At 75.6% G+C, this 25,097-nt stretch carries 23 protein-coding genes; 8 read left to right on the forward strand and 15 right to left on the reverse strand.

The window, feature by feature from the left end; genetic code table 11:
* The 6 genes from ACQPYD_RS23280 to ACQPYD_RS23305 all read right to left on the reverse strand — a co-directional run bounded on the left by ACQPYD_RS23280 (position 1) and on the right by ACQPYD_RS23305 (position 5,187).
* Positions 1-984 carry an ABC transporter substrate-binding protein gene (locus tag ACQPYD_RS23280; protein ID WP_433697690.1) on the reverse strand — a complete coding sequence of 328 codons (984 nt, stop codon included), beginning with the start codon at positions 982-984 and terminating at the stop codon, positions 1-3.
* Between the two features lie 104 nt (positions 985-1,088).
* A complete protein-coding gene (locus tag ACQPYD_RS23285) occupies positions 1,089-1,841 on the reverse strand; it encodes an amino acid ABC transporter ATP-binding protein (RefSeq protein ID WP_433702107.1) in 753 nt (250 codons plus the stop codon).
* An 8-nt stretch (positions 1,842-1,849) separates the two neighbouring features.
* The gene (locus ACQPYD_RS23290) at positions 1,850-2,839 is read right to left on the reverse strand and encodes an amino acid ABC transporter permease (RefSeq protein ID WP_433697691.1); all 990 of its coding nucleotides are present in this window, start codon (positions 2,837-2,839) and stop codon (positions 1,850-1,852) included.
* Entirely contained in the window at positions 2,836-3,534 is a 699-nt protein-coding gene (locus ACQPYD_RS23295; RefSeq protein ID WP_433697692.1) for a GNAT family N-acetyltransferase, read from the reverse strand. The genes ACQPYD_RS23290 and ACQPYD_RS23295 overlap by 4 nt, the downstream gene beginning before the upstream one ends.
* 153 nt (positions 3,535-3,687) lie before the next feature.
* Complete coding sequence (locus ACQPYD_RS23300; RefSeq protein WP_433697693.1) at positions 3,688-4,326, reverse strand: HD domain-containing protein; 639 nt, start codon at positions 4,324-4,326, stop codon at positions 3,688-3,690.
* Between the two features lie 150 nt (positions 4,327-4,476).
* Entirely contained in the window at positions 4,477-5,187 is a 711-nt protein-coding gene (locus ACQPYD_RS23305; protein WP_433697694.1) for a TetR/AcrR family transcriptional regulator, read from the reverse strand.
* Positions 5,188-5,328: 141 nt separating this feature from the next.
* Here ACQPYD_RS23305 and ACQPYD_RS23310 point away from each other — a divergent pair, with 141 nt between their 5' ends.
* From ACQPYD_RS23310 to ACQPYD_RS23320, 3 genes are all read left to right on the forward strand, one after another.
* Positions 5,329-6,069, forward strand: a complete 741-nt coding sequence (locus ACQPYD_RS23310; protein WP_433697695.1) for an SDR family oxidoreductase — start codon at positions 5,329-5,331, stop codon at positions 6,067-6,069.
* 339 nt (positions 6,070-6,408) lie between these two features.
* Positions 6,409-7,023, forward strand: a complete 615-nt coding sequence (locus ACQPYD_RS23315) for a hypothetical protein (RefSeq protein WP_433697696.1) — start codon at positions 6,409-6,411, stop codon at positions 7,021-7,023.
* Positions 7,020-8,186 carry a PrsW family intramembrane metalloprotease gene (locus ACQPYD_RS23320; RefSeq protein WP_433697697.1) on the forward strand — a complete coding sequence of 389 codons (1,167 nt, stop codon included), beginning with the start codon at positions 7,020-7,022 and terminating at the stop codon, positions 8,184-8,186. Before ACQPYD_RS23315 ends, ACQPYD_RS23320 begins: the two co-directional genes overlap by 4 nt.
* 48 nt (positions 8,187-8,234) lie before the next feature.
* On the opposite strand, the gene ACQPYD_RS23325 is transcribed toward ACQPYD_RS23320, so the two are convergent.
* From ACQPYD_RS23325 to ACQPYD_RS23365, 9 genes are all read right to left on the reverse strand, one after another.
* Entirely contained in the window at positions 8,235-9,026 is a 792-nt protein-coding gene (locus ACQPYD_RS23325) for a dihydrofolate reductase family protein (RefSeq protein ID WP_433697698.1), read from the reverse strand.
* A gap of 82 nt (positions 9,027-9,108) precedes the next feature.
* A complete protein-coding gene (locus tag ACQPYD_RS23330; RefSeq protein ID WP_433697699.1) occupies positions 9,109-9,801 on the reverse strand; it encodes a hypothetical protein in 693 nt (230 codons plus the stop codon).
* A gap of 10 nt (positions 9,802-9,811) precedes the next feature.
* Positions 9,812-10,672, reverse strand: coding sequence for a dihydropteroate synthase (gene folP / locus ACQPYD_RS23335; RefSeq protein WP_433697700.1), 861 nt, complete (start codon positions 10,670-10,672; stop codon positions 9,812-9,814).
* Positions 10,666-11,688: a glucosyl-3-phosphoglycerate synthase gene (locus ACQPYD_RS23340; RefSeq protein ID WP_433697701.1), complete on the reverse strand. Its 1,023-nt coding sequence runs from the start codon at positions 11,686-11,688 to the stop codon at positions 10,666-10,668. The genes folP and ACQPYD_RS23340 overlap by 7 nt, the downstream gene beginning before the upstream one ends.
* A gap of 231 nt (positions 11,689-11,919) precedes the next feature.
* Positions 11,920-12,846, reverse strand: a complete 927-nt coding sequence (locus tag ACQPYD_RS23345) for a carbohydrate kinase family protein (protein ID WP_433697702.1) — start codon at positions 12,844-12,846, stop codon at positions 11,920-11,922.
* Positions 12,847-12,964: 118 nt separating this feature from the next.
* Entirely contained in the window at positions 12,965-14,728 is a 1,764-nt protein-coding gene (locus tag ACQPYD_RS23350; RefSeq protein WP_433697703.1) for a hypothetical protein, read from the reverse strand.
* Between the two features lie 423 nt (positions 14,729-15,151).
* Positions 15,152-15,868, reverse strand: a complete 717-nt coding sequence (locus tag ACQPYD_RS23355; protein ID WP_433697704.1) for a gamma-glutamyl-gamma-aminobutyrate hydrolase family protein — start codon at positions 15,866-15,868, stop codon at positions 15,152-15,154.
* Positions 15,869-16,311: 443 nt separating this feature from the next.
* The gene (locus ACQPYD_RS23360) at positions 16,312-17,844 is read right to left on the reverse strand and encodes a class I adenylate-forming enzyme family protein (protein WP_433697705.1); all 1,533 of its coding nucleotides are present in this window, start codon (positions 17,842-17,844) and stop codon (positions 16,312-16,314) included.
* A gap of 39 nt (positions 17,845-17,883) precedes the next feature.
* Positions 17,884-19,212, reverse strand: coding sequence for a phenylacetate--CoA ligase family protein (locus ACQPYD_RS23365; RefSeq protein WP_433697706.1), 1,329 nt, complete (start codon positions 19,210-19,212; stop codon positions 17,884-17,886).
* Positions 19,213-19,568: 356 nt separating this feature from the next.
* Between ACQPYD_RS23365 and ACQPYD_RS23370 the strand changes: the two genes are divergently transcribed.
* From ACQPYD_RS23370 to ACQPYD_RS23390, 5 genes are all read left to right on the forward strand, one after another.
* Positions 19,569-20,855 (forward strand): threonine synthase, encoded by a 1,287-nt coding sequence (locus ACQPYD_RS23370; protein ID WP_433697707.1) that lies wholly within the window; start codon positions 19,569-19,571, stop codon positions 20,853-20,855.
* Positions 20,843-21,985, forward strand: a complete 1,143-nt coding sequence (locus tag ACQPYD_RS23375) for an NAD(P)/FAD-dependent oxidoreductase (RefSeq protein ID WP_433697708.1) — start codon at positions 20,843-20,845, stop codon at positions 21,983-21,985. Before ACQPYD_RS23370 ends, ACQPYD_RS23375 begins: the two co-directional genes overlap by 13 nt.
* Positions 21,986-21,996: 11 nt before the next feature.
* Positions 21,997-23,295 carry an aspartate aminotransferase family protein gene (locus ACQPYD_RS23380; protein ID WP_433697709.1) on the forward strand — a complete coding sequence of 433 codons (1,299 nt, stop codon included), beginning with the start codon at positions 21,997-21,999 and terminating at the stop codon, positions 23,293-23,295.
* Positions 23,292-24,116 (forward strand): class I SAM-dependent methyltransferase, encoded by an 825-nt coding sequence (locus ACQPYD_RS23385; RefSeq protein ID WP_433697710.1) that lies wholly within the window; start codon positions 23,292-23,294, stop codon positions 24,114-24,116. Before ACQPYD_RS23380 ends, ACQPYD_RS23385 begins: the two co-directional genes overlap by 4 nt.
* A 133-nt stretch (positions 24,117-24,249) precedes the next feature.
* On the forward strand, positions 24,250-25,071 hold the full coding sequence (locus ACQPYD_RS23390; protein WP_433697711.1) for a TetR/AcrR family transcriptional regulator: 822 nt from the start codon (positions 24,250-24,252) through the stop codon (positions 25,069-25,071).
* Positions 25,072-25,097: the final 26 nt, after the last annotated feature.

Genomic DNA, 25,097 nt, shown 5'->3' on the forward strand with positions numbered 1-25,097 from the left:
TCAGCTCCTGGGAAGGCCGGGCGGGTTGGTCTCGGACTCGGTGACGGCCTCGCCGCCGACGGCCCAGCGCTCCAGCGCCTCCTGGTACTCGCCGCCCTCGATGACGTGGTCGAGGGCGGCTTCCAGCGCCGCGACGAGGCCGTTGTCCTTGAGGGTCATCGCGGCGATCTCGGCCCTGATCTCACCGCCGCCGGAGACGGTGCCGACGATCTCGGTCTCCCCGGCGACCTCGACGTGGTACGCGGCGCTGGGCGTGGGGCCGAGGTAGAGGTCGATGCGCCCGGACCGGAGGGCGAGGTAGTAGTCGCTCGAGTTCTCGTAGTACTGGAGGTCGAGGGGCTCCAGTCCCGCCTCCCGGTTCTGCTCGTCCCAGCGCAGGAGGATCTCCTCCTGGTTGGTGCCGGAGCTGACCGCGACCGAGAGTCCTGCGACGTCCTCGGGCCCGGCGACCTCCCCGATGCCGCTGTCGACGCTGCTCTCGAAGGAGACGGTGTCCACCCGGTAGGTGGCGAAGTCGTAGAGGTCCTTGCGCTCCTCGGTGACGGTGACGTTGGAGAACGCGGCGTCGAACCGTCCGCTCTCCACGGAGAGGAAGAGGTTCTCCCAGCCGGTCGCCTCGGGGACGTACTCCAGGTCCAGGACGTCGGCGACGAGCTGGGCGACGTCGGTCTCCACCCCGATGACGGTCTCGTCGTCGTCGGCGTAGAACGTCAGGGGCGGCGCCCCGCCGCTGGAGTGGCCCACGTTCAGCTCACCGGACTCCCGGACCCCGTCGGGGACGAGCGCGGCGATCTCGGGAACGGCCTCCGCCCGGACCCGGTCCTGGTCGGGGGTGAGGTTGAAGGGGCTCTCCTCCCCGGCCCCGTCCGCCGCGGCGGCTCCCTCCTCGGGGTCTGCGCACGCGCTGAGGGTCAGGGAGAGGGCCGCGAGGGCGGCCAGCACGGCGGGGGCCCTCCTGGAGGGGGCGGGGGGCGGGGTCGGCATGGGGCTCCTCGGGGGATGGGTCCCGTGTTCGGACGGGACCGGGCGGGGCGGAAGGCGGTGTGCGGTGCGGGCGGTGGGGGCGGGGCGCGGGAGCGCCCCACCGGTCAGAGGACCTTGTCGAGGAAGGCCCGGGTGCGTTCGTGGCGGGGCGCGTCCAGCACCTGCGCGGGCGGCCCGGACTCCACGACCAGTCCCCCGTCCATGAACACGACGGTGTCGGCGACCTCGCGGGCGAACCCGGTCTCGTGGGTGACGATGACCATCGTGGTCCCGCCCGCCGCGAGGTCCCGGATGACGTCGAGGACCTCGCCCACCAGTTCGGGGTCGAGGGCGCTGGTGGGCTCGTCGAAGAGCAGGACCTTGGGGCGCAGGGCCAGGGCACGGGCGATCGCGACCCGCTGCTGCTGGCCTCCGGAGAGCCGCCGCGGGTGGACGTCCGCCTTGTCGGCCAGCCCCACCCGGTCCAGCAGGGCACGGGCCTCGGCCTCCACCTCGGCGGCGGGGCGCCGGAGCGCGAACCGGGGGGCCTCCACGACGTTCTCCAGCGCGGTCAGGTGGGGGAACAGGTGGAAGTTCTGGAACACGAAGCCGATGGCGGCTCGCTGGCGCAGGATCTGCCGTTCCTTGAGCTCGTGCAGGACGCCGCGGCCGCGGCGGTAGCCGATGAGCTCCCCGTCGACGGCGACGTAGCCGCGGTCGGCGCGTTCGAGGTGGTTGACGCAGCGCAGCAGGGTGCTCTTGCCGGAGCCCGAGGGCCCGAGCACGGCGGTGACGTGCCCTGCCTCGACGGTCAGGTCGACGCCGCGCAGCACCTCCAGGGCGCCGAAGCTCTTGTGGACGCCGCGCACCTCCACCATGGGAGTGCTCACGGGGTTCCTCCTCTCGGTGCCGGTCCGCCGCGCGCCGTCCGGCGGGCGAGGGCGTCCCCCGCCGCGCGGAGCCGCTGGAGCGGCGTGGGCGGCAGGACGCGCACGGAGCCCTTGGCGTAGTGGCGCTCGACGTGGAACTGGGCGACGGACAGCAGCGTGGTCAGGACGATGTACCAGAGGGTCGCGACCATGAGCATGGGCACCACGTCGCCCGTACGGTTGTAGATCACCTGCACGCGGTAGAAGAGCTCGCCCAGCGCCATCACGTACACCACGGAGGTGCCCTTGAAGAGGCCGATGACCTCGTTGCCCGCGGTCGGCATGATCGTGCGCATGGCCTGGGGCAGGATGATCCGGCGGACCTGGCGCCACCGCGGGAGGCCGAGCGCGGCGGCGGCCTCGCGCTGGCCCTGGTCGACGGAGAGCACTCCGGAGCGGACGATCTCCGCCGCGTAGGCGGCCTGGTGCAGGGCCAGTCCCAGGACCGCCGCCGTCATGGGGCTGATGAGCTCCATGGTGGGAAAGGTGACGAACGCCGGGCCGAACGGGATCCCGAAGGACAGCCGGTCGTACAGGATCGCCAGGTTGTACCAGAACAGCAGCTGGACGATGAGGGGGATCGACCGGAACGCCCACACGTAGACCCAGGCGACCCCGGCCAGCAGGGGGCTCCGGGAGAGCCGCATGAGGGCGAGGACGCCGCCGATCGCGAAGCCGATGACGGTGCCGTAGACCGTGAGCCGGACGGTCAGCCAGAGGGCGCCGAGGATCGACTCGGCGAACATGTACTCGGCGACGACGTCCCACTTCCACGCCGGGTTGGTGACGAGCATGTTGAGGAACATCGCGACCAGGACGGCGACGACGGCTCCGGCCGCCCAGCGCAGGGGGTGGAGCGCGGGCCGGACGGGGAGTCCCGCCGGGTCCACCGGGTCGCTGCCGCCGCCGGCGGGCGGGGCGGCCTCTGCGGTCGTCGGGGCGCTCACCTCCCGCCCCCGCTCCGGAAGGGGCCCGTGCAGGAGTGGAGGGGGCCGCGGCCGGGGGCGGCGGGAGGGACGGGCCGCGGGGCGTCCCCGGCGGTGCGCGCCGTCCGCGGGGCCGGGACCGGCCGGTCCGGGGCGGCGCTCCGGGCCTCCCGACCGCGTGCCGCGGTTCCCGTTTCCGTGCGCCACGGGCGCTGCGGGAACGGGGGCAGGTCCTTGCCGAAGGCGAGGGGCCCGACGCTCTCGGGGTCGGCCGCGACGTCGAAGCCCGGCGTGTACCCCGCGGCGAGGTAGAGTCCGCGCGCCTCGGGCTGGCGCGGTCCGGTGGTGAGGTGCACGCGCCCGTACCCGGCCGCGGCGGCGGCCCTCTCCAGGGCGGCCAGGACCAGGCGCGCGTAGCCGCGCCGCCGGTGCGCCGATGCGGTCCACATGCGCTTGACCTCGGCCGTCCGGTCGTCGTAGCGGCGGAAGGCGCCTCCTGCGACGGGCCGTCCGTCCAGGAGGAGCAGCAGGAGCAGCCCGTGCGGCGGGGCGAAGTCGGAGACCGGGAACCGGGTCATCTCGTCGCCCGCCGCGCTGCCGTAGCGCGCGGTGTACTCGCGGCGGAGCTCGTCCACCAGCGGTGCGGCCAGGGGATCGTCGATGCGCGCGGCCCGGAGGACGGTGGTCTCCGGCGGCGCGGGCCGTTGTGGACCCATGGGCGGCCTCGCTCTCGCTGTCGTGCGGCCCGTGGGGGCGGGGCTGGGGCCGCCCTCGAATTCTCTTTCCCACAAAACCCATATGTCAAGTAGGAAAAGTAGGCTTAGGGGGCCGGCGCCCGCACCGGGGCGGCCCAGGGAGACAGCCCCGGCTCACTCCGCCCAGGGGCTGCCCAGGACGGCCTCCACGAAGTCGTCCCGCACGAAACCCGGGACGTAGTGGGCGAGCACGTCGGCGTTGACGGTGCCGAAGACGGTGCGCGGCCGGTGGGCGTTGCCGTGTGTGAACTCCGCCAGGATGCGCCGCTTGAAGTCCGGGCGCGGGTGCGCCCCGGTGACGGCGCCGATGTCGTCCGCGGCCAGGCCGCTGAGGCCCAGCCCCAGGACGTCGGTCTCCACCCCGGCGGCCACCAGGGCGATCTCGGGCTCGAGGAACTCCGGCACGCCGGGCGTGGTGTGCAGGGCGATCCCCAGCCACACCTTGCGCGCGTCGCCCTCCGAGCACCCGTGGTCCAGCAGGAACGCCCGCGCGGCGTCGGCCCCGTCGACCTCGAAGCGCCGGTCCGCGCTGCCGTACCCGGCGGTCAGCCCCAGGTCGTGGAACATCGCGCCGACGTAGAGGAGTTCGGGGTCGGCCTCGATCCCGCGGCCGCGTCCCTGGAGCGCGCCGAAGAAGAAGACCCTGCGCGAGTGGTGGAACAGGAGGTCGTCCACTGCGCCGCGGACCAGCGCGGTCGCCTCGCGGACGAGTTCGGTGTCGGGGACGGCCACTCCGGCGACGGTCTCGGCCATGTCGGTCCTCTCGGGTCGGGGCGCTCCTGCCCATCGTGATCCCGTCGGGGGCCCCGCGCCATGTCCGCGCGGACGTGTCGCCCGCCGATCGCCGGGGCGGCCCCGCGGTCCGGCCGGGGAGCTCCGCTCCCGCGCGACCGCCGCCCGGGGCTACGCGCGGGGGACGCCCGCGGCGATGCGGTCGAGCCATTCGCGCAGCAGGGCCGACTCCGCGCCGGTCAGCGCGTCCGAGCCGTCGGACAGCAGGGCGGCCAGCCGCAGAGCGGCGGCGCCCGCCCCCGGCTCCGGCTCCGCGGGGTCGGCGTCCCCGGGGACGGGGTCCCCGGTGAGCAGGCCGGCGAAGACGGCGTCGCGGACGCGGTGGGACAGGCCGGGGTCGGTGTAGACGTCGGGCTGGCTGACCATGCTCAGGGCGACGCCGACGTTGGCGGACATGATCGCCTGGGCGGCGCGGTGGGGCCCGACCCGCAGGCGGCCGGCCGCCGCGCAGCGGACGAGGGTCCGCTCCAGCAGGGAGAACGCCTCCTTCGACGCACCCGGCACCTGCGCGAGGTGGGGGGAGAACATCAGCCGGTAGACGGCCGGGTGGGCGAGGGCGAAGCCGTTGTGCGCGTCCCATCCCCGGCGCAGGTCCGCGACGGGGTCCTCTGTGTGCCCGGCCGAGCGCTTGGCGCCCAGGTAGCGCTCGAAGCCGTAGTCCACGAGCGCGCTGAGCAGACCGTTCTTGTCCCCGAAGAGCCGGTAGAGGACGGGTGCGCCCACGCCGACGGCCTCGCACACCGCCCGGGTGGCGATGTCCCGGTCGGGCGAGTCGTCGAGCAGGCGTTCGGCCGCCTCGAGCATCTGCGTGCGCGTGTCCACGTGCCGAGGATAGCCACTCCGCGCACCCGCGGGACCCCCACGGGATATCAAGGTTACGCAAAGCACGTATCTCGGGTACGCTTCTGGTGTTATCGTCGATAACAGAAAAACGGAACACCGATACAAGCCAGGGGAAGCGCCATGGACACCCAGAACACCCACCGGGTCGCCCTCGTCACCGGGGCCTCCGGCGGCATCGGACGCGCCGTCGCCGAACGCCTCGCCCGCGACGGGATGTCCGTCGTGGTGCACTACGCGGGAAACGCCGGACGCGCCGAGGAGACCGTCGCCTCCATCACCGGCCGGGGCGGCCGGGCCCTCGCGGCCCGTGCCGACGTCGCCGACGCCGACCAGGTCGAGGCGCTCTTCGACACCGCGGAGAGGGCCTTCGGCGGGGTGGACGTCGTGGCCCACACGGCCGGGGTGCTCAGGCTGGCCCGGGTCGCGGAGCAGGACCTGGACGCCCTCGACGACCTCCTGCGCACCAACGTGCGCGGCACCTTCGCGGTCGCCCGCGAGGCGGCCCGCCGCGTCCGCCGGGGAGGAGCGGTCATCACCTTCTCGTCCTCGGTCGTCAAGCTCGCCTTCCCCGGCTACGCGGGGTACGCGGCGAGCAAGGCCGCCGTGGACGCCCTCACCCCGGTCCTCGCCGGCGAACTGCGGGGACGCGACGTCACGGTCAACGCCGTCGCCCCCGGGCCCACCGCCACCCCGCTGTTCCTGGAGGGCAAGGACCGGGAGACCGTCGACCGGCTCGCCGCCCAGCCCCCGCTGGAGCGCCTGGGCCTGCCCGAGGACATCGCCGAGTCGGTCGCCTTCCTGGCCGGCCCGGGACGCTGGATCAACGGCCAGACCGTCTACGCCAACGGCGGCATCGCCTGACCCCCGGCGGCCCCCGGCCCGGGCGTGCGCGGACCCCGCGCCGCCCCGGGGCGGGGACCCCGGCGGCGCGCGAGGCGGAGCCGCCGGGGTGCCCGAGGCGGGCAGGCGGCGGACCGGTCCGGGCGACCCGCCATGTCCGGAGCGGCCAGGAGAGCGGCGGGCGGACCCGGCCCGGGGAGGCGGTCGCGGCCGCACCCACGAGCCCGTTTCGCCCAGGAAGCTCCTTGATTGGTGAAATCGCCGTCAACGTGCGCCAAGTCGCCCGTGGGTCGCCCCGCACCGCACCTCCGGGTGTTTCGCTGGCGGTGAGGGTTCACCGTGAGCGACGGAGGGGGCGCCATGACGGAGGCGACAGGGGACGGCCCGCGCGCGCAGGAGCGCGGATCCCTGAGCAACTGGGTCCCACTGGGTCTGGCCGCCGCCGCGGTCGCCGCCCTCGTCGTGGGCTGGCCGCTGGTCAACGCGCTCCTGCCCGGCTCGGAGACCGTCCCCTCCGGCGAACCCGTGACCGTCGGCGCCGCGGGGGAGTACCGGGCGTCCCTGACCTTCCCCCAGGACGGCTGGCTCCTGGACACCGGCGCCAGCCAGGCCGGGCAGGTCTACCGTTTCGACCGCGGCCCCGTGCAGCTGACGCTCAACTCCGTCACCCCCACGACCTCGCCGCCGCCCACCGCCGAGGAGCTGTGGGACGGCATGCGCCGGGTCGCCCGCGCGGGCGAGGCGTCGGCACGGCTGAGCGAACCGGAGGCGATCTCGACCGAGGACGGGGCCGAGGGGCTGACGGGCACCCTCAAGAGCGACTCCCAGCAGGGCGCGGCGGTCGTCTACCCCTCCCCCGACGGCCTCTTCGCCGTGGAGATGACGCTCGCCGGGCAGGACGCGACGACGGCCGACCTCGCCGCGGTCGCCGACGTCGTCCGGGCCGTCTCGTTCACCAGGGAGGGAGCCGCATGAACCACGCACCCGACGACCGGCCCGCCCCGGCCGCCACCGACCGGGGGACGGTGCCGTCCCCGCGCCGTTCGCCCCACACCCCTCCGGGTCCCCGGCGCGTCCCCGCGCCGCGGCCCGGCGACGGGGGGTCCGCGCGCGGTCGGCGGCTGCCGGCCCTGGCCTCACTCGTCCTGATCACCGTGCTGTGCCTGGCCGGACTGCTCTACCTGGCGCTGCAGCTGGCGCTCCCCGTGCGGGCCTTCCTCCCCGAGGCGCTGCTGGCCGCGGCGCTCGGCATCGTGACCCTGGCCTTCGGGTTCTGGGTGCTGCGCCGCATCCGCCCCGTGCGGGAGCCCGACGCGGACGCTTCCGTGGTCGCGGTGGCCTGGGGCCTGTTCGCGGCGACCGGCGCCGGGGTCGTCGCCAACGGCGGCCTGGGGGCGGTCTGGGCCAAGGGCCTGGGACTGGACCTGGCGGGGCTCTGGGGCGCCGCGCTGACCGCGCCGCTCAACGAGGAGGTGCTGAAACTGGCGGGGATCGTGCTCGTCGCGGTCGCCTTCCCGACCTCCGTGCGCGGGCCCGTGGACGGTTTCGCGATCGGTTCCCTGGTGGGCCTGGGGTTCGAGGTGACGGAGAACTTCATCTACTCGATGAACGCGGTGCTCATGGCGGGCGGGACCGGCGGCCTCGCCCCCGTGGTGCAGACCGCCGTCATCCGGGTGGGGCTGACCGGTCCGGGATCCCACTGGGCGATGTCGGCCGTCGCGGGCACCGCCGTCGGCCTGCTCGCCGCGGTGGGCTGGCGGCCGAGGACCCGCCGGGCGGTGTGCGCCGCCCTCCTGGTGGCGCTCGCGATGGCGCTGCACTGGCTCCTGGACGCGCCCCTGTTCGGCGGTGTCCTCGGCGTCCTGGCCAAGGTCGCCGTCATCTTCGCGACGACGACGGCCGTGTACCTCACCGTGCGGCGCGCCTACCGGCGCCGGGTGCGCGACGCGCTGGGCTCGGAGGCGGAAGAGCTCGGGATGCGCAGATCGGCGGCCGTGGCCCTGGCCACGCGGCACGGGCGGCGACGCGAACTCCAGCGGGTCGCGCAGCCGGAGCAGCCGGCCGTCCGGGACAGGCAGGACCGGATGGTGCAGGCCGCCGAGGACCGGGCCGCGCTGTACGCCGGACACGCCGTCTGACACGCCGCCCCGCGGCCGTGCGGGCGCGGGGCGGCGGGGGACGGGATCTCAGGCCCCGGGGCGGGTCCAGCGCTGGAGCAGCGTGCCCTCGGACTCGATCAGCACCCGGGGCGCGAACGCGCGGTCGGCGACGGCGCCCACGGCGATGCGCTGCTCGGCGCCGCCCGCCAGGGCGGGGACCACGGTGAGGCACAGCTCGTCCAGCAGGCCGGCGGCGGCCACGTCGGCGAGCAGGCGCGGACCGCCCTCGCACAGGATCCGGGGCAGCCCGCGCGCGGCCAGCGCCCCGACGGCGGCGGGCAGGTCGACGGAGTCGCCGCCCGACACCAGGACCCGGTCCGCGCCCAGGGTCCTCCGGGCCAGCCCGATCGCCTCGGCGCCCGCGGCCCCGCAGGTCACCATCAGCACGCCGCCCCGGTCCCCGCCGGCTCCGCCCCCGGGGTCCGCCGCGAGCAGCGGCGGCACCGCGGCCGTCCTGCTGACCACGGCCAGCTCGGGGCAGGCCGCACGGCCCCCGGCGACGGCGCGCGCCGCCCGGTCCCTGGTGCGGGGGCGCGGGCGCCGGTACCCCTCGACGCGGGCGGTTCCGGCCCCGACCAGCACGACGTCGGCCAGGTCGCGGAGCAGCGTGTACACCAGCCGGTCGGCGGGGGTGTTGATGGTCCCCGTCCGCCCGTCGCCGCCGGCCGCCGCGCCGTCCAGGGTCGCGACCATGTTCGCCCGCACCCAGGGACGGCCCGCCCCGCCCGGGTAGGCGTAGAGCCCCTCCAGCGCCGCCGCGTCCAGGCGTTCGCCCGGGGCGGCGGCCTCGGGCAGGGCGTCGTTCAACAGCAGGCGCACGACGGTGCCTCCGGGGTCTCGGCTCCCTGGCGGGTCGTCGCCGCGCTCGGGGAGGAGCCGTGGACGGCGGGCGCCGCGCGGCTCATCCCGCCCCGCGCAGCCACGTCGCCACGAAGTACATGACGCCGAACGGGTCGTCGGCGTAGAGGAGCTCGGGCCGCACGGGGGCCCCGCCGGCGTGCGCGTGCCCCATGACCTGGAACGCCGCCCGGCCCGCCACCATCAGCTCCGCCGCCAGACCCGGGTCCAGCCGGAGGAGGCCGGCCCGGTCCCCCTCCGCCAGCGAACGGCGGATCCCCTCGTCGAAATCGAAGGCGCGCCCGTCCAGGTGCCCGGGGGCCCTGAGCCCGCGCCGGGCCCCGCCGTCGCCCATGACGAGCAGGCCCACCCGGCCGCCCCGCCCGGCGATCCGCGCCCCCGCGGCCTCCGTCTCGGCGGCGGACGCGTCCCAGGCCACCGTCAGCATCTCCACCGGCCCGGAGTACCCGGCCCCGTCGAGCAGCCGGCGTGCCACGCCCAGGCTCAGCGGCAGCGCCCGCTCCCGGGGCGCCCGCTCCCCCGTCCCGCCGAACCCCCGGACCGGCACCGCGCCCCCGGCGTGCTCGCCCGGGGCGTCGTGCCCGCCGACCACCACGACCGCGTCCGGTGCGAGCGCGGTCAGCGCCCCCAGTGCCTCCGTGCACGCCTTGCGCAGTTCGGCGGCCACGTCCTGGCCCCCGGTGAGCTCGCGCAGCAGCAGGGGCGGATGCGGGCAGACCACGGTTCCCACGATCAAGGACGACTCCTCACGCCAGCCCCCGCACGGTGCGCGCAGGGGGTCGGACCCCGCGGATGGCGGCGACCATGTCGATCACCTGCCGGGTCTCCACCACCTCGTGGACCCGGTAGACCTGCGCGCCCAGCCAGGCGCACACCGCGGTCGCCGCGAGCGTCCCGGTCAGGCGCTCGCCCACCGGCAGGTCGAGGGTCTCGCCGACGAAGTCCTTGTTGGACAGCGACACCAGCACCGGCCACCCGGTCGAGGTCATCTCGCCCAGGCGCCGGGTCAGCTCCAGGGAGTGCCAGGTGTTCTTGCCGAAGTCGTGCGCCGGGTCGATGAGGGCCGACGCCGGGTCCACCCCCAGGGACACCGCGCGCTCGGCCAGGGCGACGGTGCGGTCGACGGCGTCGCGCACCACGTCCTCGTAGTGCACCCGGTGCGGCCGGGTGCGCGGGGTGACGCCCCCGGTGTGGGTGCACACCAGGCCCACGCCGAACTCGGCCGCGACCTCCGCCAGCCCCGGGTCGTGCCCGCCCCAGGCGTCGTTGAGCAGGTCGGCCCCCGCCTCGCACACCGCCCGGCCCACGGACGCCCGCCAGGTGTCCACGCTGATGACCAGGTCGGGGAACTCGGCCCGGACCCCGGCCACGAAGTCCACGATCCGGCGCTTCTCCTCGTCCGCGCCGATCTCCTCCCCCGGGGCCGCCTTGATCCCGCCGATGTCCACGATGTCGGCGCCCTCGTCGACGACCCTGCGCACGCGCTCGAACGCGGGCCCGTCGTCCCAGGTGGCGCCCTTGTCGTAGAAGGAGTCGGGTGTACGGTTGACGATCGCCATGACCAGCGCCGTGTCCGCGCCGTACTCCCGGCCCCGCAGTCTCAGCACCGGCCGATCACCCCCTCCAGTCCGTCCGGGAGCACCGCGCGCCCGGTTCCGCCGCCCGCCCGCGACTCCCGCGCCCCCACATCGGCCGCCGGCGGGCGCTCCACGACGCTGACCTCGGTCGCGAGAGGCGCCCCCCGTGCCTCCCCGGAGCCGAACTGCCGGAGCTCGACCCGGTCGGAGCCCCGGTCGAGGCCGGAGCGGCGGTCGGCGACCGCGAGGAGTTCGGTGGCCATGGCCCCCAGGTCGCGCAGCGACTGGTGCCGGTGGGCCCGGCGCCCCAGGTCCACCTGGGCGACGGCGTCCACGCCGCGCCGCAGGTGGGTGTCGACCAGGACGGCGAGTTCGACGCCGTAGCCGGTCGGCACGGACAGCTGGGAGAACAGGTCCCGGCGCACGGCCCACTCCCCCGACAGCGGCTGCACGACACCCGAGAGCGCGGGCCAGCGCAGGGCGATGGTGGGGCGGGCGACGAGTTCGGTGACCCGTCCGCCCTCGTAGGAGACCTCGCCCCCGGCGGCCCCGCCGTCCCCGGACGGGTCCAGGACGCGGTCGTAGAAGCCCTTGACCAGGGACACGTCCGGCTGGGTGAGCAGGGGGCCGAGCAGCCCGGACACGAAGTGGGGACCCCACTCGACGAGGTCGGCGTCCAGGAAGGCGACGATGTCGCCGGAGGTCACGAACTGGGACTTCCACATCGCCTCGCCCTTGCCCCGGTGGTGGCCGAGGTCGGGGCGGACGTCGCCGACGCGGTGGACGGTCGCTCCGGCCTCGCGGGCCACGGCGGCCGTGTCGTCGGCGGAGTCGGAGTCCATGACGACGATCTCGTCCAGGAGGGGCGCGTCCTCGACCAGCTCCCGGCGGACCCGGGCGACGATCCCCCCGACGGTCGCGGCCTCGTCGCGCGCCGGCAGCACCAGGCTGACCGTGCGGCGCCCCCGGTGTTTGAGTTCGACCAGCCGCTCGACCGACCAGTCCGAGGACCGGTACGTGCGACGTCCGAACCACGCGTTCTCCACAGAAGCCTCCCCAGCGGCCAACCCTAGGGCACGTTCCGTGCGGGGCACCGGCCAGGACGTGAATTCGGGCACGAAATCCCCGCGCTCTGTGACGGGTGACTCACGGGGGGCCGGTGCGGCGGACGCGACCCGTCGGCGGAGGCCGCGATCCCTTCGGGCCGGACGCCCGCGTGCCCGGTCCGCCGCACGGGGGCGCCCCCGTGCGGAGCGGTCGGGCCCGCTCCGCACGGTTCAGGGGCGCGCGGCGGCGACCAGCCGCTCCATGCCGTCGCGGTCGACGAAGTCGCTGTGGGTCCCCGCGCTCCCGCACGTGAAGGCCCCGGCCACGGAGCCGGCCAGCACGCACTCCTCCACCGGGGCGCCGCCGAGATAGGCGTACAGGAACCCCGACACGAAGGCGTCCCCCGCCCCGTTGGTGTCCACGACGGGGCGCTCGGGCCGCACCGCCGGAAAGTGCCGGGGCCCCTCCCCGCCGCGCACGAGCACGTGGCAGCCCTCGGCCCCGTCGGTGGCCACGGCGAGGCGGGCGCGCCCGCGGTCCAGGATGCCGCGCAGCACCTCGCCGACCCGGTCGCGAACCGTCGCCGCGCTCATGAACACCAGGTCCGAGCGCAGGGCGTAGTGCAGGTGGTGGGGGTCCTCCCCGTCCCAGTCGTGCAGGTCGGTGGAGCTGGTGGCCTCCAGCCCCTCCAGGTCCTCGTACACGTCGCGGTTGTGGTTGACGATGGACAGGTGCACGTGGGCGGCGCGCTCCAGGTGGGGCAGGTAGAACTCGCGGGGCAGGCGCAGGTCGGCGGGGTGGCGGCCGTCGTAGAAGGAGAAGCGCCGTCCCCCGGGGTCCACCAGGTTGATCCCGCGGGGGGTGCCGTGCGGGGAGACGACGTGCTCGAAGTCCAGGCCGAGTCCGGCGTAGCGCTCCAGGACCATGCGGCCCTGGACGTCGTCCCCGAGGAAGTCCACGAACTTCACCGCCAGACCCAGCGCGTGGCAGCCGAGCGCCACCCCGTTCCCGGTGTGGCCCACGTAGTCGTATGCCGGAGGGACGGACACGGAGTCGCCCGGGGGCACCTCCAGGGCGTCGACGCGGACGACGGTGTCCACCCCGGCGCCGCCCACCACCAGGACGTCGTGGACGGGTGCGGCGGGCGCGGTCGCCATGCTGCCTCCAGGCTGTTCCGTGTCGGGGGGCCGGGTCCGCCGGGGCCCGGCCGCCGGCGCCCGGGACGGGTCTGCCGGGGAGGGGTTCCCGGTGTGCCGGGAACACTCTTCCACAGCCTCAGGGGACGAGCCCCTCCACCCGGTCGGCGCCTTCCGCGTGGACGGCCACCGCCCCGGGGACGGCGACCAGGTCGAGGCTCTTGTAGTCGTACTCGCGGCCGCGGGGGTCGCGCACGCCCACGGGGACGCCCTCCGCCCCCTCCTCGGTGACGCTGTCCCCGAAGGGCACCACCATGAGGTCGGGGACCGTCCCGCTGGAGAGGCCCGTCCACGCCATGCGCGGGAGCAGGACCGCGTCGGCCAGGGGGAGGACCACCCCTTCGGCCCCCGAGCCGAGGACATAGTCCGTCACCTCCGCGGTGCCGGCGCCGAGCACCCGGACCCTGAGCACCTCATCCTCGGTCCAGTCGTCCACACGGACCACGGCCCCGCCGGTGTCGGCGAGCAGCACGTCGTCCTCGAAGACGGACACGTGCTCCGACTCCCGTGCCTCCTCGGGCAGTGCGGCGACCTCCGCCCCCGAGTCCAGGTCGAGGAACGCCGGCGGATGGTGCCTGGCTCCGCCCCAGCGGGTCAGCAGGACCACGGGGTCTCCCCCGCCCGCCGGAGGCACGCTCAGGAAGGGGACCTCTTCCCCCTCCGCCGTCTCCCACTCGTGCCGCCAGACCTCGGAGCCGTCCCCGGCGTCCAGGCCGACGACCGCGTACGCGCCCGCGCCTCCCCCCTCCGGCACGAGGCACGCGTGGACGAAGACGACACGGTCCCCCGCCATCCGCGCCTCGTCCCCGAGGCAGTCCCGGCCGGGAACGCCGGCCGGGGTGTGGGACCACAGCTCCTCGCGCCCGTCGACCGACCGGCCGGACAGGGCGGGGCCGTCCCAGCGCAGGCGCAGGCCGGCGTTCCAGCCCGCGTACTCCTCCCGGTCCTCCTCGGAGAGCGCGAACCGGCCGGCGACCTCCCCGGTCCCCGGGTCCAGCAGCACGGTGACCGGGTCCGCGGGCCCGGCGGCGTCCCCCTCCGGAGCCTCCGTGTACGTGACGTACGCCGCGCCGTCGACGGCGCCGCCCGCCACGCCGTCCGCGTAGGGGAGCCGGTAGCTCCACAGCTCCCCGCCCGTCGCCCCGTCCAGGGCGACCACCCCGTCGTCCAGGACGACCAGCGCTCCGCGGCTGCCGCGGACCACGTCCTGGATCCGCGCCGCCGGGGGCGGCTTCCAGGTCCACCCCACCCGTGTGACCGTCGGCGGCTCCGGAACGGGGTCCCCCGGCACGGCCACGGTGTGCAGCACGGACGGGAGCACGGCGGTCGGGACGAGGGCGCCGGCGACCGCCACGGCCAGGACTCCGGCGGGGAAGCCCAGCAGCATGCGGCCCCACCGCCGGGGCGAGGGCCACATGGGGGCGGCCGCCAGCAGGAGGCCGCCCAGGGAGGTGAGGCAGAGGGCGAGCCACAGGACCGTCGCGCGCTGGGAGGGGGCGAAGGACTCCGGTGCGCCCGCGGTGGCGAGGAAGGAGTCGCGGGGGAAGGCCGTGAAGGCCAGGAACGCCAGGCCCGCCGAGACCGCCGCCAGCACGGCGACGGCCCACCCCCGCACGGGCAGGTCGCCCTCGTCGGACACACGCACCGCCATGCGGGCCGCCCAGGCCAGGAGCACCGCGGCCAGGAGCGGCACCAGGAGCCAGCCGCCGACGACCTCCTCGCGGGACGCGGACCGGAGCCCGCCGAAGAAGCCCCACACCGCCAGGCAGGCCGCGCCCGCCAGCAGCCCGAGTCCGGCCCACGCGACGACGCTCCTGACCCGCCGACCGGGGGTCTCCGGCACAGGCGGCGCCTCCGGTTCCCCCGGTCCGGCGCACCGGGCGCCCTCCCCGAGCCGCCGGGGCTCCGTGGACGCCCCGGGGACCACTCCCCTCCGCGGCTCCGCGGGTTCCTGTGCGGTCCCGGGACCCTCCGGCCGCTCGTCGCCGTTCACTCGTGCTCCTCGCCCGGTTCCCTCGCGCGCTCGCGTCCGCGCCGTCCGCCATGCCGGACGACAACCTAACGGAACGCCCCGCGCGAGGGGGTTCCGGCCCCGGGCGCCCACAGGCCGGGGCCCGGGGGCGCGGACCTCCAGGGGTGCGGGACCGGCGGTCACACGGGAACGCGCCCTCGCCCCGCGGCGGCGCGGTCCCCGTCGTCCGGCCCCGGCGCGGCGTGCGCGCCGCAGCGGACGCGGACCCGCGCGCGGCGCGGGTCCTGTCGTCGGTCAGCCCGCCGGAGCCCGCTCAACGGCCGAGGCCCTCCCGGTGAGCCAGTCGAACAGGCCGGGGTCGTCCCCCATCTCCGGGTGCCACTGCACTCCGAGGACGTCGCGGGCGTCGGCGTACTCGACCGCCTCGACCGTGCCGTCGTCCGCCCACGCCGTCGCGACCACGCCCTCGCCGAGGGTGGCGACGGCCTGGTGGTGGTAGGTGGGCACGTCGAGCCGGGTGCGGCCGAGGACGCGGGCGGTGAGGGAGCCCGCCGCGACGGTGACGGGGTGGGGGTCGAACACCCCGGCCCTCGGCCGGTGCCCCTCGTGGCCCACCGCGTCGGGCAGGTGCTGGTGCAGGGTGCCGCCGCGGGCGACGTTGAGCAACTGCATCCCCCGGCAGATCCCCAGCACGGGAACGCCCCGGGCCAGGGCGGCGGCGAGCAGTGCGCCCTCCGCCTCGTCGCGCCGGTCCTGGACGCCCGCCGTGTGCTCTCCCACCGGGGCGCCGTAGCGGCCCGGGGAGATGTCGCCCCCGCCCGCGAGGAGCAGGCCGTCCAGGCGCCCCACGGCTCCGGCGGCCCCGGGGACCGGGGGAACCAGCACCGGCACGGCCCCGGACGCGGCGACCGCGTCGGCGTAGGCCGCCGGCAGGAGGTTCGCGTCCATGTCCCAGGCCTCGCCCCAGCGGGCGCGTTCGGCGTAGGCGGAGATCCCGATGACGGTCGGCACCTCACTCCCCTCCTCGTCACTCCTGCCGGAGCGCTCCGGTCACCCCGCGTGCGCACTCCGCCGCCCCGGCGGGAGCCGGGCGGCCCGGTGGGCCCCGCCCGGCAGGGCACGCGTGCCCCCCGCGCCCTCCGCCCGGCCGGACGGAGGGCGCACCGTGCCGGAGACGGTGGAAACGCCGACAGGGACCGCGATCCCCGCACCGTATCCCCGCGAAAGACCCATGAAACCACAGAGGAATCCCCGCGAGGGAGAAGACCGAATGCGGACAACGCATCCTTTTCCAGACCCTGAACCGCACAGGCCCAGAAGACGGGCCCCTCCCTTTTCCTCCCCTCCGGAACCACGCGCCCACACCGGCGTGCGCCCCTTCCGGGACCGGGCGGAGGCAGGGCGGCGCGGCGGCGGCCCGGCGCGAGGGGATGCGCGCCGGGCCGCGCCGCGGGTCATCCCGCCGGGGCGGGCGGGGAGGCGTGCCAGCTCCGCAGCGTCTCCCGGCACACCTTGTAGGCGGGGGTCTGCGGTATGCGCGGCACGAACATGACCGACGAGGGCACGTGGTTCGGTCCGAGCCGCCCCCGGACCAGCTCCCTCAGCTCGGACTCCGCGGGCTCGGCGCCCGGCGCGACGACCACCGCGGCGTGCAGGGTCGCGCCGTCCTCGCCGCGGACGTCGAAGGCGGCCGCGTCGAGCACGTGCGGATGCTCCTGGAGGAGGGCGTCCACCTCGGCGGTGAAGACGGTCTCGCCGCCGACCACCACGGCGCCGCTCGCCCGCCCCAGCAGGGTGAGCAGGCCCCGCTCCCCGAGGCGTCCGACGTCCCCGGTGTCCAGCCACCCGTCCCGGAGCACGCGCGCGGTCTCCTCCGGCCGCCCCAGGTACTCGTCCATCAGGAGGGGCGTGCGCACCCACACCCGGCCCCGCTCGTTCACGCCGAGCGCCCGCCCGGCGGGGTCGCGGACCTCGACCCGCACCCCGGGGATCGGACGGCCGCAGCTGCGCACGGCCTCCCCACTCCCGTCGGCGTAGTCCTCCGGGGCCAGCCAGGCGATGTGCCCCGCCTCGGTCTGCCCGTAGGAGCAGTGCACGACCGGCCCCAGCCGGGCCGTCGCCCTCCTGAGCAGCGCGGGACTGACCGGCCCCCCACCGGTGACGACGCAGCGCAGGGAGGACAGGTCCGCGTCGGCCGTGTCCGGGTGGTCCAGCAGGGGGCGCAGGTAGGTGGCCGGTATCGCCGTGTGGGTGATCCCGTGTTCGCGCACCGCGCCGCGGAGGGAGTCCGGTTCGCAGTCCGCGAGGGAGGCGACCCGGCCCCCGGTGATCACGGTGGCGTCGCCGAGTGCCCGGATCGGGCCGACGAGCCGGTCCGTGAGGAGCGTGCGCACCGGGCCCTCCGCACCGGCGAGAAGGCGCGCGAGCCACGAGGCGTTGGAGCCGGGGGCGGAGCGGAACCGCCGCACCACCGCCTTGGACCGCCCGGTGGAACCGCTCGTCAGACCGATCGAGCGCGGATCGCCCGTGCGCGCCAGCGACCCGAAGGGCAGGGCCGAGTGTCGCCGACAGGCCTCGAACAGGTCCTCCCCCGCCTCCGAGGGCGCCATTGTCCAGAGCCGGACGCCGGGGAGGCCGGCAGCGGCCCCGAGCCCGTCGGCTTCGACGGCTCCGGGGTCGGCGACCACGACCCTCGCCCCGCACTCCTCCACGAGCCGCGCCCGCTCCCCGGGCGGCAGGGACGCGGGGACGTCCAGCTGCGCCGCGCCCACGAGTTCGACCGCGTGGGAGACCACGTACAGCCGCGTGCTCACCGGCCCCAGGAGAACGGCGGCGCGCCCCGGCCCCAGGCCGCCGTCGAGGAGTGCGCGGGCGACCCTGTACACGAGGTCCAGCGCCTCCCCGGCGGTCACCTCCCCCCGCCCGTCCACGAAGGCGGCGCGGTCACGGTCGGCGGCAAGGGCTTCCAGCACTGGTGACATGGTCATGGGGGGTTCCCTCTCCTCTGGTACGGCAGGACACCGGCCTCAGGAGCGGGCCGTGTGCGGCTCCGGTTCGGAGCCCCGGGCCACGGCCTGCGGCGCGGGCCCCTGGTACATCGCCCCCGTCCCCGCCGACGCGCCCGCCGGTGACAGGTAGCGGGGCTTGGCGGTGAACGACCGCCGGGTCAGCTCCTCCAGCGGCACGAGGGTCCCGGCGGGCACCACCTCGACCTCGGGTCCGACGCCCAGGAGCCTCTCGACCTCGTCGGCCAGCGCCGCGGAGACCTCCCCGGCGGCGCCGTCCCCGGCCTCGACGCGCACGCGGAGGACCCCCCCGTCCTCGACGGCCCGCCAGAAGAGCACCCCCAGTTCGGACGGCAGGGAGAACACGGCCTCCTCCACGTCCGAGGCGAACACCCGCTCCCGGCGCCCCCGCAGGGAGACGCCGTGGTCCCAGCGCCCGGCCACCCGCACCCGGGGCAGGGCCCAGCCGCAGGGGCAGCCGCCGTAGGAGAGCTCCACGAAATCACCGGTGTCGTAGCGCACCAGCGGCATCGCCTCGCGGAACAGGGTCGTCAGGACCAGCCGCCCCCGCCCCTCGAAGGAGGCGGTCCCGGTCGCGGGGTCGAGGACCTCCGGCAGGTAGCGGTCGGCCCACAGGTGGAGGTTCCCCTCGGGGCACTCTCCGCCCAGGTTGGACCCGCACTCGGAGTTGCCGTAGCTGAGGTGGACCGCGCAGCCCCACAGCTCCTCGATCCGGCGGCGCCGGGCCGGGCTGAGCGGCTCCCCCGCGCTCAGCAGGGCGCGCAGGCCGGGGGCGTGGGCGCGGGGGGACTCCCCGGCCAGGCGGGCGCAGGCGGCCCACAGCAGCGGCTCGGTGGGCAGGGCCGCGGCCACGGTGACGCGCAGGTCGCGCAGCAGCCGCAGGACGCGGGGCAGGGGCATGGCCGTGGAGCGCGCGTCGGCCGGCACCACCAGGGCCCCGGCCGCCCTGGCCGCGGCGTGCACCTGGTGCGCGATGGTGACCATGGCGTACGGGACGCGGACCAGCACGGTGTCCGTGTCGGCCATGCCCAGCCTGTTCCGGCCGAAGCGGTCGAGCATCTCCGCCCAGTCGGCCTCGGTGTGGAAGGAGGCGGTGGGCGCCCCCTCGGACGTCCCGCTCGACTCGTGGTACGAGACGAGTGCGCGGCGCGGGACCGCGACCATCCCGAAGGGGTAGCTCGCGCGCAGGTCGTCCTTGGTGGTGAGCGGCAGGCCCTCCAGGTCGGCCAGCCCCCCGGGGAGGCCGTCGCCGAGGCGCCCGCGGTAGAAGTCGCTCCGGCCGGCCCGGCGGAGCGCCTCGGGAATCCGATCCTCCCATATTCCTTTCAAACCGTCGAAATCGGACCATTCTCCGACACCCGGAAAAACACCGTTGATCATGTGCGTTCTTTCCCTTATCGGGGGAGCTCGACCAGGGCAAGCCGTCGTCCGTCAGAAAATCTCCGGGGGAATGATTCCCGTCGGCGATTACAGGGAAACAATTATTTTGTACCCCTTCGGCCTCCTCCACCAGGGTATATAACCGACCAATTCTACGCACTCCACACCGAATCCCCTCGCCGCCGGGAACGACGGACCCCTTTCCTCACACCGTTCGCCCGAGTGCCCCACGGCGTTTTCGGACAGTCTCCAGGCACCACCATCGGAAGGTTCCCATGGGGTTCAACCTGCACTACGAAGCACTCATGAGAGACTCCTCGTCCATCCGCCGGGGAAGCGGCTTCTCACTGGCGTGCGTGGCCTGCGGCCGGTGGAAGGACGACGGCCCGGCGAACCGCTGCGGCGAATGCGGCGGAGCCGTCGACGCCATTCATGACCTCGGTTCCGTATCCCTCGAAAAGGGACACAACCCCCTTCAGACCTACTTCGACCTGCTCCCCCTGCGCTCCCGGGACAGCGCCACCTGGCTCGGCGAGGGGGACACGCCGTGCTTCCCCGCCGAGGAGTTCGGCCGACGCGTCGGGCTCTCCCGGCTCGTCCTCAAGGACGAGAGCGCCAACCCGACGCTCAGCACCAAGGACCGCATCGCCTCCGTGGGACTGTCCCGCCTCGCCGAACTCGGCGTGAAGCGGTTCGTGATGGCCTCCACCGGCAACAGCTCCACCTCCTACGCGCGCGGGGTCCAGCTCCTCGACGGGGTCGAGATGGCGCTCTTCTGCGGTCGGCGCTTCCGCCACCGGCTCAACTACCCGGACCACGACGCGGTCTCGACGTACCTGGTCGAGGGGGACTTCGTCTCGGCGGGTGCGGCCGCACGCCGCTTCGCCGACCGCACCGGGGCCTTCTTCGAGGGCGGATTCTTCAACCTCGCCCGCAGGGAGGGGCTGAAGCTGGCCTACCTGGAGGCGTTCGACCAGATGGACGCGCCGCCCGAGTACGTGTTCCAGGCGGTCAGCAGCGGCATGGGCCTCCTCGGCGCCTACAAGGGCGCCCTGGAGTACCGCTTCCTGGGCCGGCTGTCCGCGCTCCCCCGGTTCGTGGCCGTGCAGCAGGAGAGCTGCGCCCCCATGGCGCACGCCTACCGCGAGGGCGCGTCCGCCATCTCCGAGCGGCACATCGTCAGGGAGCCGCGCGGCATCGCCGAGGCCATCCTGCGGGGCGACCCCACCCGGACCTACCCCTACATCCGGTACGTCTGCGACACCACCGGGGGCCGGATCCTCGCGGTGGGCGAGTCCGAGATCCGCGAGGCCCGCGACCTGCTGGAGGAGACCGAGGGGGTGAGCGTCTGCCACGCCAGCGCGACCGCCCTGGCCGGAACGGTGCGCATGCGACGCGAGGGGACGCTCCCCCCGGACGCCCCGGTCCTGGTCAACCTCACCGGCGGCGTCCGCACCGGATGGCCGACGCCCTCGCGCCACAGGGTCGTGGGCGCGGCCTGGCCCGAGGGACCCGTGGGCTGGGACGGGGAGCCACCGGCCGCCGGGGACGCGCGGACGACACCGGAGGAGGACGACGCATGCGCAAGGTGACCGTCGTCGGCGGGGGGATCATCGGCGCCTCCGTCGCGTGGAACCTCACCCTCGCCGGGGCGCGCGTGACCGTCCTGGAGCGGGAGCCGGTCCCGGCCTCGGTCACGAGCGCGGCCTCCTTCTCCCGCGCCACGGCGTTCGGCAAGGCGCCCCGGGCCTACTTCGAGCTGAACCGCGCCGGGCTGGGCGAGCTCCACCGGCTGAGGGCCGAGGGCGTCCCCGGGTTCCACCCGTGCCCGAGCCTGGTCTGGAGCGACGACACGCCGCGCCTGGAGGACGCCGTCGCCACCGCGGCGGGGCGGGGGTACGCGGCCCACTGCGCGGACCCGGCCCGCACCGGCCTCCCGGCCGGGGTCCGCCCCGCGGCACTGCCGGCACTGGTCGCCCGCCTGCCCGAGGAGGGGTGGGTCGACCTGCCCCCCATGGCTGCCTGGCTGCTCGGCGAGGCCCGGGGCCGCGGGGCGGACGTCCGGTTCGGGGCGGAGGCCGCGTCGGTGCGCACCGACGCGGACGGAACCGTGCGCGCCGTCGGCCTCGCCGACGGCGGCACGGTGGAGGCCGACGTGGTGGTCAACGCCGCCGGGGCGCAGGGACAGGAGGTCGCCGGACTCGTCGGCGGACCGCTCACCCTCGGGCCCACCCTGGGCCTTCTGGCCGACCTCCCCCTGCCCGGCGCGACGGACGCCATGCTGCTGGGCCCGGACGTCAGCGTCCGCCCGTCGGGCCCGGACTCCGTCCTGGTGCGGTCGGACGCCGTCGACGCCCGCATCGGCACGGCCCGCCCCTGCGCCCGGCGGCTCGACGAACTCCTCGCCGAGCTGGTCGGCCGCGCCGCCGCGGTCCTGCCCGGCCTCCGCGGCGCCCGCCCCGAGCGGGTGCGCCTCGGGACGCGCGCCTACCCGGCCGACGGGCACGCCAGCGTCGGATTCCTGGACGCCGTTCCCGGCTACTACGAGGCCGTCAGCCACAGCGGGGCGACGCTCGGCCCTCTCCTGGGCAGGCTCGCCGCCGAGGAGATCGTGTACGGCCGCCGCGACCCCCTGCTCGCCCCCTTCCCACCCGACCGGTTCGGCACGGAGACCCCGGCCGGCGCCGGAGCCCGCCACGCGACCGCGAACGCGACACAGTAGGAGAGACACCGATGACGGACACCAGCACGAACGCGACGGCCCCGGCCTCCAACAAGGCGGCCTACGACGCCATCCACACGGTCGTCGCGGGCGGGGTCAGCAGCAACATGCGGGCCAGGGGCGTCGTGACGCCCCTCGTCGTGGAGTCGGCGTCCGGCTGCCGCATCCGCGACGTGGAGGGCAACGAGCTGATCGACGCCAACATGGGCTACGGTCCGCACGTCTTCGGCTACGCCGACCGGGAGGTCACCGACCAGATCGCCGACCAGTTCGGACGGGGGCACCTCACGGGGCTGCCGCACCGCCTGGACCGCGAGGCGGCGGGCCTGGTCGCCGAACTGGTCCCCGGCGTCGAGCAGCTGCGGTTCGCCAACTCCGGCACCGAGGCGCTGATGTCGGCGGTGCGGCTGGCGCGCGCGATTTCGGGCCGCCCCCTGCTCCTCACCTTCGAGGGGCACTACCACGGCTGGAGCGAGACCCTGCTGCGCGCCCCGGGGGCCGAGGGCTACCGCCCCCGGCCCGGCGCGGCGGGGATGATCCCCGAGGCGATGAGCCACACGATCCAGATCCCCTGGAACGACGCGGCCGCCGTGGAGCGGGTGTTCGCCGAGTACGGCGGCGAGCTGGGCGCGGTCCTCTGCGAGCCGGTCCTGGCCAACGCCGGGGTGGTGCCCCCGGCCCCCGGCTTCCTGGAGCTGCTGAGGCTGCGCACCCGGGAGAAGGGCGCGGTGCTGGTCTTCGACGAGGTGATCACCGGGTTCCGGGTGGCGCGCGGAGGCGCCCAGGAGCGGTACGGCGTCATCCCCGACCTCACCGTGCTGTCCAAGGTGATGGGCGGGGGCTTCCCCGTGGCGGCCTTCGGCGGGTCCCGCGAGGCCATGGAACCGCTCACCACCTACGAGGCGTTCCACGCGGGCGTCTACGCGGGCAACCACGCCGCCCTGCGCGCCGTCGCCGCCACGCTGACCAAGATCCGCTCCGCCCCGGACCTCTACGACGACCTGGAGGCCCTGGGCGCGTACGCCGAGGACCGCGTCCGCGAGGCGGCCACCGCCGCCGGGAGGTCGGTGCTGTTCGAACGGGTCGGCTCCGTGCTGTCGATGGCACTCCTGGACGAGGCTTCGGCGGTGGACCGCGCCGCACACCGCGCCCTGCAGTCCGCCTGCCAGCGGCGCGGGCTGTACTTCCACCCCAACCCCGACGAGCCCTGGTTCCTGAGCACGGCCCACACCGAGGAGGACATCGACACGATCGCCGCGGTCCTGAAGGAGTCCCTGGCACAGGCCCCGGCCACGAGGATCGTCCGGTGAGCGGGCCTCCCCGGGTGAACGCCTCCGTGTACGACAGGTGCGCCCCCGGGTACGACCCGCACGTCGCCTACTTCCGGACGTTCGGACGGCGTCTGGTGGACCTGGCGGCGCCCGCTCCCGGCGAGCGCGTGCTCGACGTCGCCGCCGGGCGGGGCGCGTGCCTGTTCCCGGCCGCGGAGCGCGTCGGTCCCGGGGGCAGGGTCGACGGCGTCGACCTCTCCCCGGCGATGGTGGCGCACCTCGCGGCGGACATCGAGGCGGGCGGCACGGCCAACGCGTGGGCCGCGCGGATGGACGCCCAGGCCCTCACTGTCCCGGAGTCCTCCTACGACGTGGTGCTGTGCGCCTTCGCCCTGTTCGCCATGCCCGACCCCGGGGCCGCGGTGGACGGCTTCCGCCGCGCGCTCAGGCCGGGAGGGCGCTGCGCGGTCTCGGTCCCGTCCACGCCCCTGGTGCCGGGCGACCTCGAGGAGGTCCGGGAGGTCTTCCGGTCCTACGCCGAACGCGCCGGGAGCTCCGTGTTCCGCCGGAGGGTCTACGGCGTGGACCCCGGGACCCTGCTGGAGGCGGCGGGGTTCACCGACGTCCGGGCCCGCGAGGAGACCGCGCGGTTCGTCTTCCGCGACGCCGCCGCGTGGTGGGAGTGGACCTGGTCCACCGGCATCCGGTCCTTCTACGAACACCTTCCCGCCGACCTGCTGGAGGAACTGCGCCGGGAGCTCTTCGCGCTGCTCGCACCGCTGGAGTCCTCCGACGGGCTCCCTCCGGCGACGGAGCGCCCGCGCTTCGCGACGGCGAGGAGGCCGGAGGCGGACGGCTGATCCCCGGCCTCGCGGGAGGCGCGCGGAGCGGGAGGCGCGCGGAGCGGGAGGCGCGCGGCACGGGGCGGGAGCGCGACGGGTTCGCGCTCCCGCCCCCTTGTCTGGAACTCGGTTACGGGTTACCTTGAAGTTGATGTCAGAACCAACACGCAGTACCGTCCCGGACGACCTCGTGGGCGCGGCGGTCCGCGCCGCCGAGAACCTGGGGAAGGATGTGGCCGACGTGCCCCTGGTCGCGATCGCGGAGGAGGCGGGCGTCTCCCGCAGCACCCTGCTGCGCCGCGTCGGGGGCTCCCGCGGGGCCCTGGACGAGGCGGTGCGCGCCGCCGGCGTCGACCCCGGCGGGAGGCGCCCGGTCAGGGCGCGCGCCGTCGAGGCCGCGGCGGGGCTGATCAGCGGACAGGGCCTGGCCTCCGCCACGCTGGAGGCGGTCGCCGCGTCCGCGGAGTGCTCGGTGCACAGCCTCTACGCGGCCTTCGGCGGCCGGGACGGGCTCCTCCGAGCGGTGTTCGAGCGGTACAGCCCCATCCTCGACCTGGAGGAGGCGGTCGCCCGGCCCGGGGAGGACCTCCGGACGCGGGTCCACGGGATCTACCGCCTGGTGGCGGCCGGGCTCGGCCGGGAGCCGCGTGTGCTGCCCGCCCTCCTGGCCGACGTGTTCGCCCGGCCCGAGGGCCCCGCCGCGGACCTCGTCTCCCGGCTCGTCTTCCCGCGGATGCTCGCGGGGCTGGGCGCGTGGCTCGCGGGGGAGATCGCCGCGGGCCGCATCCGCGACCTGCCCGTCCCCCTGCTCATGCAGCAGATGATCGGCCCGATCGCCGTCCACTCGATACTGCGCCCCGCCCTCCGGGGCGTGCCGGGCGCGGATCTCCCCGACCCGGAGGAGACCTGCGCGGTGTTCGCCGACGCGTTCCTCAGGGCCGCCGCGATCCCGCCGGAGCCGCGCACCGACTGATCCCGAGGAGCCGTCCATGCACAGCC

This window comes from Nocardiopsis sp. CA-288880 (genome assembly GCF_050955985.1).
GTDB classification, from domain to species: domain Bacteria; phylum Actinomycetota; class Actinomycetes; order Streptosporangiales; family Streptosporangiaceae; genus Nocardiopsis; species Nocardiopsis tropica.

Bases quoted from the DNA above. Each gene is read 5' to 3' on its own strand.
- ACQPYD_RS23310 (WP_433697695.1), top strand. From the start codon at position 5,329: ATGGACACCCAGAACACCCACCGGGTCGCCCTCGTCACCGGGGCCTCC.
- ACQPYD_RS23380 (WP_433697709.1), top strand. From the start codon at position 21,997: ATGACGGACACCAGCACGAACGCGACGGCCCCGGCCTCCAACAAGGCG.
- ACQPYD_RS23345 (WP_433697702.1), bottom strand. From the start codon at position 12,846: ATGGCGACCGCGCCCGCCGCACCCGTCCACGACGTCCTGGTGGTGGGC.
- ACQPYD_RS23370 (WP_433697707.1), top strand. From the start codon at position 19,569: ATGAGAGACTCCTCGTCCATCCGCCGGGGAAGCGGCTTCTCACTGGCG.
- ACQPYD_RS23390 (WP_433697711.1), top strand. From the start codon at position 24,250: ATGTCAGAACCAACACGCAGTACCGTCCCGGACGACCTCGTGGGCGCG.
- ACQPYD_RS23375 (WP_433697708.1), top strand. From the start codon at position 20,843: ATGCGCAAGGTGACCGTCGTCGGCGGGGGGATCATCGGCGCCTCCGTC.
- ACQPYD_RS23300 (WP_433697693.1), bottom strand. From the start codon at position 4,326: ATGGCCGAGACCGTCGCCGGAGTGGCCGTCCCCGACACCGAACTCGTC.
- ACQPYD_RS23280 (WP_433697690.1), bottom strand. From the start codon at position 984: ATGCCGACCCCGCCCCCCGCCCCCTCCAGGAGGGCCCCCGCCGTGCTG.
- ACQPYD_RS23320 (WP_433697697.1), top strand. From the start codon at position 7,020: ATGAACCACGCACCCGACGACCGGCCCGCCCCGGCCGCCACCGACCGG.
- ACQPYD_RS23295 (WP_433697692.1), bottom strand. From the start codon at position 3,534: ATGGGTCCACAACGGCCCGCGCCGCCGGAGACCACCGTCCTCCGGGCC.
- ACQPYD_RS23315 (WP_433697696.1), top strand. From the start codon at position 6,409: ATGACGGAGGCGACAGGGGACGGCCCGCGCGCGCAGGAGCGCGGATCC.
- ACQPYD_RS23285 (WP_433702107.1), bottom strand. From the start codon at position 1,841: ATGGTGGAGGTGCGCGGCGTCCACAAGAGCTTCGGCGCCCTGGAGGTG.
- ACQPYD_RS23360 (WP_433697705.1), bottom strand. From the start codon at position 17,844: ATGACCATGTCACCAGTGCTGGAAGCCCTTGCCGCCGACCGTGACCGC.